Annotated in this window: 16 protein-coding genes; 5 read left to right on the forward strand and 11 right to left on the reverse strand. The window is 59.1% G+C overall.

The features are described 5' to 3' along the window. Positions 1 to 5 precede the first annotated feature (5 nt). Positions 6 to 1,904, forward strand: coding sequence for a sulfate adenylyltransferase subunit CysN (gene cysN / locus AC3ISI_RS04195; RefSeq protein ID WP_489335595.1), 1,899 nt, complete (start codon positions 6 to 8; stop codon positions 1,902 to 1,904). 135 nt (positions 1,905 to 2,039) lie between these two features. Here cysN and yihG read toward each other — a convergent pair whose 3' ends face one another. The 3 genes from yihG to AC3ISI_RS04210 are packed head-to-tail and all read right to left on the reverse strand — an operon-like array spanning position 2,040 to position 5,441. After that, positions 2,040 to 2,942, reverse strand: coding sequence for a 1-acylglycerol-3-phosphate O-acyltransferase, YihG family (gene yihG / locus AC3ISI_RS04200; protein WP_489335596.1), 903 nt, complete (start codon positions 2,940 to 2,942; stop codon positions 2,040 to 2,042). Continuing rightward, positions 2,943 to 5,042: a phosphate acetyltransferase gene (pta, locus tag AC3ISI_RS04205; RefSeq protein ID WP_489335597.1), complete on the reverse strand. Its 2,100-nt coding sequence runs from the start codon at positions 5,040 to 5,042 to the stop codon at positions 2,943 to 2,945. A gap of 60 nt (positions 5,043 to 5,102) precedes the next feature. Beyond that, complete coding sequence (locus AC3ISI_RS04210) at positions 5,103 to 5,441, reverse strand: DUF3565 domain-containing protein (protein WP_489335598.1); 339 nt, start codon at positions 5,439 to 5,441, stop codon at positions 5,103 to 5,105. Between AC3ISI_RS04210 and AC3ISI_RS04215 the strand changes: the two genes are divergently transcribed. From AC3ISI_RS04215 to AC3ISI_RS04225, 3 genes are all read left to right on the forward strand, one after another. Then, entirely contained in the window at positions 5,410 to 5,895 is a 486-nt protein-coding gene (locus tag AC3ISI_RS04215) for an FKBP-type peptidyl-prolyl cis-trans isomerase (RefSeq protein WP_007942724.1), read from the forward strand. The genes AC3ISI_RS04210 and AC3ISI_RS04215 overlap by 32 nt on opposite strands. A 122-nt stretch (positions 5,896 to 6,017) precedes the next feature. Next, entirely contained in the window at positions 6,018 to 6,500 is a 483-nt protein-coding gene (locus AC3ISI_RS04220) for a glutathione peroxidase (RefSeq protein WP_007942723.1), read from the forward strand. A gap of 194 nt (positions 6,501 to 6,694) precedes the next feature. Further along, a complete protein-coding gene (locus AC3ISI_RS04225; RefSeq protein WP_489335599.1) occupies positions 6,695 to 7,798 on the forward strand; it encodes an NADH:flavin oxidoreductase in 1,104 nt (367 codons plus the stop codon). A 135-nt stretch (positions 7,799 to 7,933) separates the two neighbouring features. Here AC3ISI_RS04225 and AC3ISI_RS04230 read toward each other — a convergent pair whose 3' ends face one another. Both AC3ISI_RS04230 and cysZ read right to left on the reverse strand, forming a co-directional pair. Continuing rightward, positions 7,934 to 9,133: a glycosyltransferase family 4 protein gene (locus AC3ISI_RS04230; protein WP_489335600.1), complete on the reverse strand. Its 1,200-nt coding sequence runs from the start codon at positions 9,131 to 9,133 to the stop codon at positions 7,934 to 7,936. Positions 9,134 to 9,173: 40 nt separating this feature from the next. Then, positions 9,174 to 9,926 carry a sulfate transporter CysZ gene (gene cysZ, locus AC3ISI_RS04235; protein ID WP_489335601.1) on the reverse strand — a complete coding sequence of 251 codons (753 nt, stop codon included), beginning with the start codon at positions 9,924 to 9,926 and terminating at the stop codon, positions 9,174 to 9,176. A gap of 313 nt (positions 9,927 to 10,239) precedes the next feature. On the opposite strand from cysZ, the gene trxB reads away from it, so the two are divergent. Next, a complete protein-coding gene (gene trxB, locus AC3ISI_RS04240; RefSeq protein WP_489335602.1) occupies positions 10,240 to 11,202 on the forward strand; it encodes a thioredoxin-disulfide reductase in 963 nt (320 codons plus the stop codon). 168 nt (positions 11,203 to 11,370) lie between these two features. On the opposite strand, the gene AC3ISI_RS04245 is transcribed toward trxB, so the two are convergent. The 6 genes from AC3ISI_RS04245 to folM form a co-directional block, all read right to left on the reverse strand. Next, positions 11,371 to 12,621, reverse strand: a complete 1,251-nt coding sequence (locus AC3ISI_RS04245) for a 2-aminoadipate transaminase (RefSeq protein ID WP_489335603.1) — start codon at positions 12,619 to 12,621, stop codon at positions 11,371 to 11,373. Positions 12,622 to 12,744: 123 nt separating this feature from the next. Next, positions 12,745 to 13,083: a HopJ type III effector protein gene (locus AC3ISI_RS04250; RefSeq protein WP_489335604.1), complete on the reverse strand. Its 339-nt coding sequence runs from the start codon at positions 13,081 to 13,083 to the stop codon at positions 12,745 to 12,747. Beyond that, a complete protein-coding gene (locus tag AC3ISI_RS04255; RefSeq protein WP_489335605.1) occupies positions 13,076 to 13,372 on the reverse strand; it encodes a DUF1244 domain-containing protein in 297 nt (98 codons plus the stop codon). Before AC3ISI_RS04255 ends, AC3ISI_RS04250 begins: the two co-directional genes overlap by 8 nt. A gap of 104 nt (positions 13,373 to 13,476) precedes the next feature. After that, the gene (folX, locus tag AC3ISI_RS04260; RefSeq protein ID WP_027924563.1) at positions 13,477 to 13,848 is read right to left on the reverse strand and encodes a dihydroneopterin triphosphate 2'-epimerase; all 372 of its coding nucleotides are present in this window, start codon (positions 13,846 to 13,848) and stop codon (positions 13,477 to 13,479) included. Continuing rightward, positions 13,848 to 14,426 (reverse strand): GTP cyclohydrolase I FolE, encoded by a 579-nt coding sequence (folE, locus tag AC3ISI_RS04265; RefSeq protein WP_489335606.1) that lies wholly within the window; start codon positions 14,424 to 14,426, stop codon positions 13,848 to 13,850. Before folE ends, folX begins: the two co-directional genes overlap by 1 nt. Positions 14,427 to 14,447: 21 nt before the next feature. Next, complete coding sequence (folM, locus tag AC3ISI_RS04270) at positions 14,448 to 15,158, reverse strand: dihydromonapterin reductase (RefSeq protein ID WP_489335607.1); 711 nt, start codon at positions 15,156 to 15,158, stop codon at positions 14,448 to 14,450.

Consider the following 15,158-nt stretch of genomic DNA (forward strand, 5'->3'; position numbering starts at 1 on the left):
TTGTCATGTCGCACGTATCTGATTTGATCAGCGAGGACATCCTCGCCTACCTGGGCCAGCACGAACGCAAGGAAATGCTGCGCTTTCTGACCTGTGGCAACGTCGATGACGGCAAGAGCACCCTGATCGGGCGTCTGCTGCACGACTCCAAAATGATCTACGAAGATCACCTGGAAGCCATCACCCGCGACTCGAAAAAAGTCGGCACCACCGGCGATGACATCGACCTGGCCTTGCTGGTCGACGGCCTGCAGGCCGAGCGTGAGCAGGGCATCACCATTGATGTTGCTTACCGTTATTTCTCCACCGCCAAACGCAAATTCATCATCGCCGACACCCCCGGCCATGAGCAGTACACCCGCAACATGGCCACCGGTGCGTCCACCTGTGACCTGGCGATCATCCTGGTCGACGCCCGTTACGGCGTGCAGACCCAGACCCGTCGCCACAGTTTCATTGCCTCGTTGCTGGGCATCAAACACATCGTGGTCGCCATCAACAAGATGGACCTCAATGGCTTCGACGAAAAAGTCTTCGAGTCGATCAAGGCCGATTACCTGAAGTTCGCCGAAGGCATCGCCTTCAAGCCGACCACCATGGCCTTCGTGCCGATGTCGGCGCTCAAGGGCGACAACGTGGTGAACAAATCCGAGCGCTCGCCGTGGTACACCGGCCAGTCGCTGATGGAAATTCTTGAAACCGTCGAAATCGCCAGCGACCGCAACTACAACGACCTGCGATTCCCAGTGCAGTACGTCAACCGTCCAAACCTGAACTTCCGTGGTTTTGCAGGCACCCTGGCCAGCGGCGTCGTTCATAAGGGTGACGAAGTGGTTGTGCTGCCGTCGGGCAAGAGCAGCCGCGTGAAATCCATCGTCACCTTCGAAGGTGAGCTGGAGCATGCAGGTCCAGGTCAGGCCGTGACGCTGACCATGGAAGACGAAATCGACATCTCCCGCGGCGACTTGCTGGTACACGCCGACAACCTGCCACAAGTGACTGACGGCTTCGACGCCATGTTGGTGTGGATGGCCGAAGAGCCGATGCTGCCGGGCAAGAAATACGACATCAAACGCGCCACGACGTACGTGCCGGGTTCGATCACCAGCATCGTCAACCGAGTTGACGTAAACACCCTGGAAGAAGGCCCTGCCAGTGCCTTGCAACTGAACGAAATCGGTCGGGTCAAGATCAGCCTCGACGCGGCCATCGCGCTGGACGGTTACGCGAGCAACCGCACCACCGGTTCGTTCATCGTCATTGATCGTTTGACCAATGGCACCGTCGCCGCCGGCATGATCATCGCTCAGCCAGTGGCGCATGGCAGCAGCACGCACCATGGCAAGCTGGCTCACGTCGCCACCGACGAACGCGCCCAGCGCTTCGGCCAGCAGCCGGCCACCGTGTTGTTCAGCGGCTTGTCGGGCGCTGGCAAAAGCACCCTGGCCTACGCGGTTGAACGCAAGCTGTTCGACATGGGCCGTGCGGTGTTTGTACTGGATGGCCAGAACCTGCGGCATGACCTGAACAAAGGTCTGCCACAGGATCGTGCCGGGCGTACCGAGAACTGGTGCCGTGCGGCGCACGTTGCACGTCAGTTCAACGAAGCTGGTTTGTTGACCCTGGCTGCATTCGTTGCGCCAAGTGCTGAAGGTCGTGAGCAGGCCAGGGAGCTGATCGGCAAGGAGCGTTTGCTGACTGTTTACGTGCAAGCCTCTCCGACCGTTTGTGCTGAACGTGATCCGCAAGGGTTGTACGCCGCTGGCGGCGACAACATTCCGGGCGACTCCTTCCCGTACGACGTGCCGCTGGACGCTGACCTTGTGGTCGACACCCAATCGCTGTCGCTGGAGGAAAGCGTCAAGCAGGTGCTGGATCTGCTGCGTCAGCGCGGCGCGATCTAAGCGTTAGCCGTTCATAAAAAACCCGCCGATGAGTGATCATCGGCGGGTTTTTTGTGTCTGGTCGGACGCCTTCGCGGGCAAGCCCGCTCCTACAGGAGCTGACTTGCCAGCGAAGAGGCCCGAACAGGCACTCTCTTACTTGGCCGGATACTCCCGATGCATCTGCCCCAACAACGCATCCTTATCCAGCCACAGCTGATTGATCCACCCCTGGAACTGCAACCGATACTCCCCATCCTGGTCGTAGTTCTTGCCAATAAACTGTGGCGGAATCTTCACCTCCTGAAAATGCGCGACTACATCCTTCACATTCCCGCAGAGCAAATCCCAATACCCCGGACGCCCGCCCGGATAGTGAATCGTCACGTTGACGATGGATTCCAGCTGCTCACCCATCGCATCCAGCACGAATGCAATGCCGCCAGCCTTGGGTTTGAGCAGATAGCGAAACGGTGATTTCTGCTGCGCATGTTTACCTTCGGTGAAGCGCGTACCCTCAACAAAATTGAAGATCCCCACCGGGTTGTTGCGAAACTTTGCGCAGGTCTTGCGGGTGGTTTCCAGGTCTGTGCCTTTTTTCTCCGGGTGTTTTTCCAGATACGCCTTGGAGTAGCGCTTCATGAACGGAAAGCCCAGCGTCCACCACGCCAGACCAATCACCGGCACCCAGATCAGCTCTTGCTTGAGAAAAAACTTCAGCGGCTGGATGCGGCGGTTGAGCACGTATTGCAGAACCATGATGTCGACCCAGCTCTGGTGATTGCTGGTGATCAGGTAGGAGTGCTGATAGTCCAGACCTTCCAGGCCACTGAGGTGCCATCGGGTGCGGCAAACCAGGTTCATCCAGGCTTTGTTGTTGCTGATCCAGGCCTCATGTATATGGCTCATCAGCCAAAGCGTGAAACGCTGGGTGATGGCGAACGGAAGCACCTTGAAAAGCGCCACGCAGAACAGAATCGAGCACAACAGAATGGTATTGAGGGCCAACAACAACGATGCAATCACGCCGCGTATGGCGGCAGGCAGGAAATCCAGCATTTAAACATCCATAGGTCGGTTGGCAGCCTGGATCGCGGTCAACGCGATGGTGTAGACGATGTCATCGACTTGCGCACCGCGCGGTAGGTCGTTCACCGGTTTGCGCAGGCCTTGCAGCATCGGCCCGAGACTCACGCAGTCGGCGCTGCGCTGCACGGCTTTGTGGGTGGTGTTGCCGGTGTTCAGGTCGGGGAACACGAACACCGTGGCGCGGCCGGCGACCTGGCTGTTGGGTGCCAGTTGCCGAGCGACAGTTTCATTGGCGGCGGCGTCGTACTGTAACGGGCCATCGATCAGCAGCGAATTTTGCTGTTCATGGGCAAGCAATGTCGCTTCGCGCACTTTTTCGACTTCTTCGCCGCTGGCCGACTCACCGCTGGAATAACTGATCATCGCCACGCGCGGGGTGATGCCGAACGCGGCAGCCGAGTCGGCGCTTTGCAGGGCGATCTCGGCCAGTTCGCTGGCGCTCGGGTGCGGGTTCATCACACAGTCGCCGTAGACCAGCACTTCCTCCGGAAACAGCATGAAGAACACCGACGACACCAAGGTGCAGCCCGGTGCCGTTTTAATAAGCTGCAGGGCCGGGCGAATGGTGTTGGCCGTGGAGTGAATGACCCCGGACACCAGGCCGTCGACTTCATCCAGCGCCAGCATCATGGTGCCGATCACCACGGTGTCTTCCAGTTGCTGCTCGGCCATCGGCGCGTTGAGGCTTTTGCTCTTGCGTAGCGCCACCATCGGTTCGACATAGCGTTCGCGAATCAAGTCCGGGTCAAGAATCTCCAGCCCCGGCGGCAGCTCGATGCCTTGTGCGCGAGCCACGGCTTCGACGTCCGCCGGTTTCGCCAGCAACACGCAACGGGCAATGCCACGCGCCTGACAGATCGCCGCCGCTTGCACGGTCAGCGGTTCGCTGCCTTCTGGCAGCACGATGCGTTTGTTGGCGGCCTGGGCGCGCTGGATCAATTGGTAGCGGAACACGGCGGGCGACAGGCGCATCTCACGCGGAGTGCCGCAACGCTGATGCAGCCAGTTGGCATCGAGGTGGCTGGCGACGAAATCGGTGATGATCTCCGCGCGCTCGCGGTCGTCGATCGGGATTTCCTTATTCAAACCGTTCAACTGATTGGCGGTGTCGTAGGAGCCGGTGCTCACCGACAGCACCGGCAAACCCGCCTGCAACGCGCCACGGCACAAATCCATGATGCGCGGGTCGGGCAGGGTGTCGCTGGTCAGCAGCAGGCCGGCCAATGGCACGCCGTTCATGGCAGCGAGGCTGACGGCGAGGATGATGTCGTCGCGATCACCAGGCGTTACCACCAGCACTCCGGGCTTGAGCAGCTCTACAGTGTTGCGCATGGTGCGGGCGCAGATGATGATTTTGGTCATGCGCCGGGTTTCGTAGTCACCGGCATTGAGGATTTGCGCGCCCATCAAATCGGCGACGTCGCGGGTGCGCGGCGCATTCAATTCCGGCTGGAACGGGATGCAGCCCAGCAGACGGAAGTCACCGCTGCGCAGCAACGGCGAGTGTTCCTTCAGGCGCGTTGCGAAGACGTCCATGCTTTCTTCGGTCTTGACCTTGTTAAGGATCACACCCAGGACTTTCGGGTCTTTCGGGCCGCCGAACAATTGCGCCTGCAATTCCACGCGGCCAGAGAGTTCGGTCAGGGCTTCGCTTTCTGGCGCCGAGACCAGAATCACGTCGGCATCCAGGCTCTTGGCCAAATGCAGATTGACCCGCGCGGCGTAACTGGCGCTGCGGGTCGGGACCATGCCTTCGACGACCAGCACGTCCTTGCCGACGGCGGCTTGCTGATACAGGGTGATGATTTCTTCGAGCAGTTCATCCAGCTGACCATCACCGAGCATGCGCTCGACATGCGCCAGGCCAAGCGGCTGGGGCGGCTTCAAGCCGTGGGTGCGGGCCACCAGTTCGGTGGAGCGTTCCGGGCCGGTATCGCCCGGATGTGGCTGGGCGATCGGTTTGAAAAAACCGACCTTGAGGCCCGCACGCTCAAGCGTGCGCACTAGCCCGAGGCTGATGGAGGTCAGACCCACACCAAAGTCGGTGGGTGCAATAAAAAAAGTTTGCATGCGGATTCTCTAAAGGTGCATGGCAATGGTGACGATCTATGTCTGGTCGTCTACCGAAATTCAGTCGTCAAGGTTATCGCTAACCGGGCCCTGTGCGCACCAACCGCAATCAAAGGGCTGGCCTATTTTTTCAACACGTTGCGCGGGGTCTAGAACCCAGGCGCGCGATTGCCACGGTGGCTGGTGGCGCAGGTGCTGGGTGTGGCCGCAGGAAAGTTCGGCCACCCAATGCCCATCCTCATCCTGATGGAAGCCGGTGACCGTTACGCCAGGCGCCTTGAACCTTCCGTCCGGGTTGTGTTCGCTTTCGGGCGATGGCTTCGCTAAACTTGGCCTTTCTTCATTCTTATGCAAAAGGTCTCGCCCCATGCTGATCGCCGCCAATAAGGCTGTCTCCATCGACTATACCCTGACCAACGACGCTGGTGAGGTCATCGACAGCTCCGCCGGTGGCGCGCCGCTGGTCTACCTGCAAGGCGCAGGTAACATCATCCCGGGCCTGGAAAAGGCTCTGGAAGGCAAAGCAGTCGGCGACGAGCTGACCGTAGCCGTTGAACCTGAAGATGCCTATGGCGAATACGCTGCCGAACTGGTCAGCACCCTGAGCCGCAGCATGTTCGAAGGCGTCGATGAGCTGGAAGTGGGCATGCAGTTCCACGCTTCCGCTCCGGACGGCCAGATGCAGATCGTCACCATTCGCGATCTGGACGGCGACGACGTCACCGTTGACGGCAACCACCCGTTGGCCGGTCAGCGCCTGAATTTCAAGGTCAAGATCATCGACATCCGTGATGCCAGCCAGGAAGAAATCGCTCATGGTCACGTCCATGGCGAAGGTGGCCATCACCACTGATTTTCTGCGCTAAGCTCAGAGAACTGGAGAGGCGCCCGAGGGCGCCTTTTTAGTCCGCGGCTGTCCTTGGTGGCATTGCCAAGTGGCTGTTTCGAGAAGAACACGGGAATTTGGAGTTCGTCATGAGTGCTTTTCACGACCTTAAGTTGACAGCCTTGGATGGACAGGAACTACCGCTGGCGCCCTTCAAGGGGCAAGTCGTGCTGGTGGTCAACGTCGCCTCCAAATGTGGCTTGACCCCACAGTACGCGGCGCTGGAAAACCTTTACCAGCAATACAAAGGTAAAGGTTTCAGCGTGCTCGGCTTGCCTTGCAACCAGTTTGCCGGGCAGGAGCCAGGTTCCGAGAAAGAGATTCAGGAGTTTTGCAGCCTCAACTATGGCGTGACCTTTCCGTTGTCCAGCAAGTTGGAAGTCAACGGTCATGAACGTCATCAGTTGTATCGCCTGCTGGCGGGCGAGGGTGCGGAATTCCCGGGTGACATTACCTGGAACTTCGAAAAATTCCTGCTGGGCAAGGACGGCCGTGTGCTGGCGCGGTTTTCACCGCGTACGGCGCCGGATGATCCGACGATCGTTCATGCGATTGAAAAAGCGCTGAGTTGACCCCTTCCTTGTAGGAGCTGGCTTGCCAGCGAACGCGGCGTATCTGACACACCGCATCGCCTGATTCGCCAGCAAGCCGGCTTCTACAATGTTTACGAACTTTTAGGCCTTAATCACTGCAATCAATAGTGCTATTCAATACGCTGCGCTCGCAATATTATCTGCGTCATAAAATAATTTCCGTGGAGCGTCCCATGCCCGTTAAAGCCCTGTTCAAACCGTTCCACCTCGGCACCCTCGAACTGCCGACCCGCGTCGTCATGGCGCCAATGACCCGTTCGTTTTCGCCGGGTGGTGTACCTAACTCCAAAGTTATCGAGTACTACCGCCGTCGCGCCGCTGCCGGTGTGGGTTTGATCATCACCGAAGGTACCACCGTCGGTCACAAAGCCTCGAACGGCTACCCGAACGTGCCGCATTTCTACGGTGAAACAGCGCTGGCCGGCTGGAAGAAAGTCGTCCACGCCGTGCATGCCGAAGGCGGCAAAATCGTTCCGCAACTGTGGCACGTCGGTAGTGTTCGCCGTATTGGCACCGAGCCGGACGCCAGCGTTCCGGGTTATGGCCCGTCGGAAAAATTGAAGGACGGTCAGGTCGTGGTTCACGGCATGACCAAGCAAGACATCCAGGACGTGATCGCTGCGTTTGCCCAAGCTGCCAAGGATGCCCAGAGCATTGGCATGGACGGCGTGGAAATCCACGGCGCCCACGGTTATCTGGTCGACCAGTTCTTCTGGGAAGGCAGCAACCAGCGCACAGACGAGTACGGTGGCGATCTGGCCAACCGCTCACGGTTCGCTATCGAACTGATTCAAGCCGTGCGCGCAGCGGTCGGCGAAGGCTTCCCGATCATCTTCCGCTTCTCCCAATGGAAGCAGCAGGATTACACCGCGCACCTGGTGCAAACCCCTGAAGCGCTGGGCGAATTCCTCAAGCCGTTGTCCGAGGCTGGCGTGGACATTTTCCACTGCTCGACCCGCCGCTTCTGGGAGCCTGAATTCGACGGTTCCGAGCTGAACCTGGCCGGCTGGACCCGCAAACTCACTGACAAGCCAACCATCACCGTGGGCAGCGTTGGCCTGGATGGCGAGTTCCTGCAATTCATGGTCAACACCGACAAGATCGCCCAACCGGCGAGCCTGGAAAAACTGCTGGAGCGTTTGAACAACGAGGAGTTTGACCTGGTGGCTGTGGGGCGTGCGTTGTTGGTCGATCCGGACTGGGCGCAGAAAGTGCGCGACGGTCGCGAGGAAGACATCCTGCCGTTCAGTCGTGAGGCGTTGACGACGCTGGTTTAAGCGGCGTCTGCTCTGACGCTATCGCGGGCAAGCCCGCTCCCACAAGGTTTTGTGGCGATCACATAATCCGTGAACACCCTGGAACCCTGTGGGAGCGGGCTTGCCCGCGAAGACTGACTCAATATCACCCAAAACCTAGGGGACGGTCGAAGCATTCGGCGCCACCAACTCCCCCACGCAAGCCCCCCGCAACTGCCCCTCAAACTGCTCGATTATCGCCGCCCAACCTTGCCGGCTCGCATGCTGGCGCGCATTCAATCGCACGCAACGCAAGGTCTCGCAATCTTCCAACAGCCACGCTGCCACATCGCAGAACGCCTCTTCATCCCCCGGCATCGCCAGTACGCCGTTGTAGCCATGGCGAATATGCTGGGCCGCTGCCGCCTGGTCGTACGCCACCACACCCAATCCCGAGGCCAATGCCTCAAGCACCACGTTGCCGAAGGTTTCGGTCATGCTCGGAAACAGAAATACGTCACCGGATGCGTAGTGACTGGCCAGCGCCTCGCCGCGTTGCGAACCGCAGAAAACAGCCTCGGGCAGTTCCTGCTCAAGCGCCGTTCGTTGCGGCCCGTCGCCGATCACGATCAAGCGCAAGTGGCGCTGTGGATAAGTGGATTTCAGCACGTCGAAACTGCGCTTGAGCAAGCCCAGGTTTTTCTCGGGGGCCAAGCGCCCGACATGAATGACTGCAATGTCATCCTCGGCCAACCCCCACTGTTCGCGCAGCGATATCAGCCTTTTGCTCGGATGAAACAATTGGCTGTCGACACCCCGAGAGAGCAATGCCAAACGCTCGAATTGCCGACGCTCCAGTTCCATCCGCTGGCTGGGGCTCGGCACCAGTGTCAGGGTCGAGCGGTTGTGGAACCAGCGCAGGTAGTGAGTCAGCAATCGGGTCAGGACCCCCAGCCCGTATTGGCTGGAATACTGCTGGAAGTTGGTGTGAAAGCCGCTGACCACCGAGATCCCCAGCCGCCGTGCTGCGCGTAACGCAGACAAACCCAGTGGCCCTTCGGTGGCGATGTACAGCACGTCCGGGCGATGCCGCGTCCAGCGCCTTAGCAGCTTGTGCATCGACGACTGACCCCATTGCAAACCGGGATAACCCGGTAGCGGCCAGCCGCGACACAACAGCAAATCCTCGTCACTGCTCAACAGCTGATCACACATCTGACGTGGCCGCACCAATTCCACCTGATGCCCGCGCGCGCGCAAGCCATCGAACAAGCGACCAAGGGTATTGGCCACGCCGTTGATTTCCGGTGGGAATGTTTCAGTAATCAGGGTGATATGCAGAGCTGTCGTCATGGCCTCAGTGTCGGCTGAGGCCATGTCGTCATTGTGGCGCTTTGATGATGGATTTGTGACCCGGTCAGCGCTGGGCCACCAGATTTTCCGCGCCGCGCTCACGCACCCAGAATAATGTCGCCCCGGCCACGGCGGCCGGCATCATCAGGATGTTCACCACCGGGATCAGCAGCACCAGATACACGCTGCCGCCGAAACTCATGCTCTGCCAGCGTTTCTGTCGCAACCAGGCGAGCATCTCGTTCCAACCCAGTTTGTGGTTATCCGCCGGGTAGTCGATGTACTGGATGGCCATCATCCACACCCCGAACAGCAGCCACAACGGTGCGGCAATGATGTTCACCACTGGGATAAAGGACAGGATGAACAGCCCGATCGCCCGCGGCAGGAAGTAGCCGAGTTTGCGCATCTCCCGGGCCAGGGTGCGCGGGATCATTGCGGTCAGTTCACCCCAGCTGAAGTCCGGAAAATCGTCGGTGCCCCGCACCACCACTTCGACTTTTTCCGCGAGGAAACCGTTGAACGGCGCGGCGATGACATTGGCGAGCATGGTGAAGGTGAAAAACACCATCAACACCACCAGCACCACAAAAATCGGCCAGAGGATGTAGCTGAGAAAACTCAGCCAGTCGGGGAGGCTCGGCATCAGCGTATCGACCCACAGGCTGAATTGATGGCCGGCCAGATAAATCAATCCGACGAACAGCACCAGGTTGATTGCCAGCGGCAACAACACGAATAAACGCAGGCTGGGACTGAGAACCAGCTTGAGGCCTTCACGCAGGTATTGCGGTCCGGACAGGACAGGTGCGGGCATAACGTGCTCCGGGCAGGGGGAAACGCGCCGACCTTACCGGCTTTGCCGGAAGGGGGAAAGCGCGGCAGTGGAATCGACATTCACTGTAACAAAGACGTCTTTATAGTCTCGGCAGTGGGATAGAGACCACCTATGAGCTGGATTGTTAAACCGTATTTCCTTAATCTTCGCCCCCTCGATACGCTGCACCCAATCTTTTTGCAGGACTGTCGTACTCAAGCCTTCCCCAAGGTCAACCACGGTCCTTTTTTATTCCCGCCGGCAACCCGGCGTTCCGCGCCCGTTGTTCAGGGCCGGTCAACAGGAGCAGGTCATGTCTGAAGTCCGTCATTCGCGAGTGATTATTCTCGGTTCCGGCCCTGCCGGTTACAGCGCTGCGGTCTATGCCGCCCGTGCCAACCTCAAGCCGCTGCTGATCACCGGCATGCAGGCCGGCGGTCAACTGACCACCACCACCGAAGTCGACAACTGGCCGGGCGACGTCCACGGCCTGACCGGCCCGGCGCTGATGGAGCGCATGAAAGAACACGCCGAGCGCTTTGAAACCGAGATCGTTTTCGATCACATCAATGCCGTAGACTTTGCTTCCAAGCCGTACACCCTGGTCGGCGACAGCGCGACATACACCTGTGACGCTCTGATCATCGCGACCGGCGCCAGCGCTCGTTACCTGGGCCTGCCGTCCGAAGAAGCGTTCATGGGCAAAGGCGTTTCGGCCTGCGCGACCTGCGACGGTTTCTTCTATCGCAACAAGCCTGTGGCTGTGGTCGGCGGCGGCAACACCGCGGTTGAAGAAGCCCTGTACCTGGCCAACATCGCCAGCAAGGTGACGTTGATCCACCGTCGCGAAACCTTCCGCGCCGAGAAGATCCTGATCGACAAGCTCAATGCCCGCGTTGCCGAAGGCAAGATCGAGCTGAAATTGAATTCGAACCTGGACGAAGTCCTGGGCGACAACATGGGCGTGACCGGTGCTCGCCTGAAGAACAATGACGGCAGCTTCGACGAGCTGAAAGTCGACGGCGTGTTCATCGCCATCGGTCACACCCCGAACACCTCGTTGTTCGAAGGTCAGCTGACGCTGAAAGACGGCTACCTGGTGGTGCAAGGCGGCCGTGAAGGCAACGCAACGGCGACCAGCGTCGAAGGTATCTTTGCCGCCGGTGACGTGGCTGACCACGTTTACCGTCAGGCCATCACTTCGGCCGGCGCTGGCTGCATGGCCGCACTGGACACCGAGCGTTACCTGGACAACCTGCAGAACGCCAAGTTCTAAGATTGTTGAAATGAAAAAACCGGCTTTGCAGCCGGTTTTTTTATCCCCGTGATTTATTGCCTGACCACATTCCAATGTGGGAGCGAGGCTTTGGCCAGTATTGCGACACGAATTCGGGGACAACAAGCGAACTTAATCCGCTATGTCAGTCCCTGAGCTCATTTTTTATCAAGATAATTTGGCGAGGCATGCCTCAAGGATGTCCAGCCCTTCCTCCAGCACCGAGGCTTCGGTGGTCAACGGTGCCAGCAGGCGGATGATGTGGCGCGACTTGCCGCTGGGCATCAGTAGCAAACCTGCGTCCCTTGCAAGGCTCAGCAGATGCGTCAGCTTCGCCGACGCCGGTGTGCCGTCGGCCTTGATCAGTTCGATGCCGCGCATCGCGCCAACGCCAGTCAAACGACCCAGATACGGTGAAAGTTTGCTGTCACGCCAGGCTTCGAAACGGCTGACAATGGCTTCTTCCTGTTGCGCGCCCCATGCTTGCAGGTTGGCATCCGTCATTTCATCCAGAGTCGCCAACCCGGCGGCGCAGGCGATGGGGTTGCCCGAATAAGTACCGCCCAGACCGCCCTTGGGCAGGGTGTCGAGTAACGCTTTGCGCCCGACCACCGCACCGAGTGGCACGCCGCCGGCAATGCTTTTGCCCAGCAGGATCAAGTCCGGCTCGATGCCCAGTCGAGAGAACGCAAAACGCTGGCCGGTGCGCCCGAAACCGGACTGGATTTCATCAGCGATCAGCAGGATGTTCTTTTCATCGCAGAACTTTCGCAGCACTTGGGCAAACTCCACGTCCAGCGCCAGGAAGCCCGCTTCGCCCTGCACCGGTTCGACGATAAAACAGGCCACGTCGTCGACGTCGATCTCGACACTGAACAGTCGGTCCATGGCCTTCAAGGCATCGGCGCAGGTTACGCCGTTGTCTTTACTCGGGTACGGCAAGTGAAACACTGGCCCTGGCAGCACGCCGACTTTCTGTTTGTAGGGGGCGACTTTGCCGTTGAGGTTGAGGGTGGCGAGCGTACGACCGTGGAATGCACCGTCGAAGGCGATCACGGCGGTGCGGCCTGTGGCGCCACGGACAATCTTGAGGGCGTTTTCCGCCGCTTCCGCGCCGCTGTTGGTGAGCATGCCGCTGACCGGGTAGTCCACCGGAATGAATGCAGTCAGGCGATCCATCAGTTCGATGTAAGGCACATGCGGGGCGGCGTTGAATGCGTAGTGGGTCAATCGCGTGGCTTGTTCGCGAATGGCTTCGACGATGCGCGGGTGACAATGGCCGAGGTTCAGTACCCCGATACCGCCGACGAAGTCGATGTAGCGTTTGCCATCGGTATCCCAGACCTCGGCATTTTTGCCGTGGCTGAGCGTGACAGGATGAACGATGTTGATCGACTGGCTGATGGATTCGCTGCTCATGGATGACCGACTCTGAAGAAGGGATGCTTCTTTTTATCTAAGCCGTGAGCAGCGGTACCCGGCAAACGAAATAAAGTTGCCGGGTCAATCTTAAAAGTCGGGATGTGTTGGTCAGGCGTTGAATCAGCGGCGAATGAGCGGCTGTTGAGTGAAATTCACGCCAGCCAGCCCATGGGTAATCAATGCGCGGATATTGCCGTGGTCGCTGCCATTTGGCGTTGCAACTACCGAACGGTAATGCTCGCCAAACGCGAGCAGCGCTTCTTCATCGCTCAGACCTTCCAGCAACGCCAGACCCAGGGTCTTGCACGAACCTTCGTTCTGGCCGGCCGCGTTTTCCACGCCACCGTTGTTGAAGGCCTGTGGTTGATAGTCGTAACCGGCGGCGATGAAGGCCAGGGTGTCGGCAAAGACGTGCTCGCCGCTCTGGAGGCTGGCGCGCAGGGTATTCAAATCACTCATGGGGTTTTCCTTTGGCAAACGCCGCTTGTTGTTCGGCGCTGGCTTCTTGCTGATATTGGGCTTTCCATTCGGCGTACGGCATGCCGTAAACCACTTCGCGGGCGTCATCGAGGCTGACGTCGATCTGACGTTCGTCGGCGGCGGCCTTGTACCACTTGGACAGGCAGTTGCGGCAGAAACCGGAGAGGTTCATCAGGTCAATGTTCTGCACATCCTTGCGGCTGTCCAGATGGGCCACCAGCCGGCGGAAGGCAGCGGCTTCAAGTTCCAGGCGTTGTTGATCGGTCATGGGGGTCTCTGCGGGGCAGCTTCAAGCGGCAAGCTTCAAGCTGCAAGATGGATTGCGGTGGCTTGTAGCTTAACCCTTGAAGCTTGAAGCTTGAAGCTTGAAGCTTAGCGGCTTGCCGCGAGGGTAATCGACACCGATTCGGCGAATCGCAGCGCATGAGGCTTGTCGACTTCAACCTCGGCGTACAGCACCGAGGTGTTGGCCATGACCAGATCAAGGATTTCCTGGGTCAGGCGTTCCAGCAGCGCAAAGCGATTGCCTTCAACATGGGCGATGATTGCCTTGGTGATGGTGCGGTAGTTCAGCGCGTGATCAATATCGTTGTCGCGCACCGCTTCCTGGGCCGCATACAGGATGGTCAGGTTGATCAGCACATCCTGCTTGTTGAGGATTTCATCCTCATTGATTCCGATGTAGGTCCGCAGGCACAGGTCCTTGACCCGGATGCGTGCCATTCCTGGTTGAAGTTGTGGCATTACGACGTGCTCCGTCCAATCAATTGCAGGAACTCCTGGCGGGTGTTGCTCGACTCGCGGAAGGCGCCGAGCATCACCGAGGTGTTCATGGTCGAATTCTGTTTCTCGACACCGCGCATCATCATGCACATGTGCCGGGCTTCAATGACCACCGCGACGCCGGCGGCATTGGTCACTTGTTGCACCGCTTCGGCGATTTGCCGGGTGAGGTTTTCCTGGATTTGCAGGCGACGGGCGAACATGTCCACCAGCCGCGCAATTTTCGACAGGCCCAGCACCTTGCCCGTTGGAATATAAGCCACATGGGCCTTGCCAATGAAGGGCAGCAGGTGATGTTCGCAGAGCGAGTACAGCTCGATGTTGTCGACGATGACCATTTCATCGTTGTCAGAGGCGAACAGCGCGCCGTTGACGATTTCTTCAACACTTTGTTCGTAACCATGACAGAGGTACTGCATGGCTTTGGCCGCCCGCACCGGGGTGTCGATCAGGCCTTCGCGATCCGGGTTTTCACCGAGGCCGATGAGAATCTCGCGGTAGCTCTGGGACAAGGCATTCTGGGGCAGGGTTAGTGTCATGGAGCATCCTCGCGGGGCATCTTATTTGATGTGCCGTCCGCCATTGACGGTCAGGGTGGTGCCGGTGACATACGGGTTGTCGAGCAAATAGCGCAGGCTCTGGTAGATCACTTCGCTGCCGGGTTCGATACCCAGCGCGGATTTGGCCAGCGCCTTGGCGCGGTAAGCCGCGTCATCCTCGGGGTTGAACATTAGCAGGGCGGGCGCGATTGCGTTGACCTTGATTGTCGGCGCGTATTTCGCGGCGAAGGACAGGGTCAGGCTGTCTAGCCCGGCTTTGCTGGCGCAGTAACCGATGTGCTTGCTGCTGCCCTTGCGGGTCACGTCATCGCTGATGTGCACAATGTCCGCAGGGTGTGAGCGTTGCAGCAAGTCGGCACAGTGCAGGTTGATCAGGTAAGGCGCAAGCATGTGCACGCTGAACATGCGGGTGAAGGCGGCGGCATCGGTGTCCGGCGTCTCGCTCAGCCATTCGGAGGCGTTATGGACAATCGCCCGCAGGCTATTAGTGTGGGTTTTCAGGGCGGTGATGAATGCGAGGATCCCGGCTTCAGTGGAAAAGTCGGCAAACACTGCGGTGGCGCCCAGATCGCGCAACGTCTGGACGCCGGGACGTTCGCTGCGGTAGCTGAAGATCACCCGCTGGCCGTCTTCAATCAAACGCTGCGCACAATGCAGGCCAACACGCTGGCCGGCACCGGTGATGAGGATGGGGGCTGCGGAAGAAGTCAT

The sequence above is a fragment of the Pseudomonas sp. GL_139_B genome (assembly GCF_057834475.1).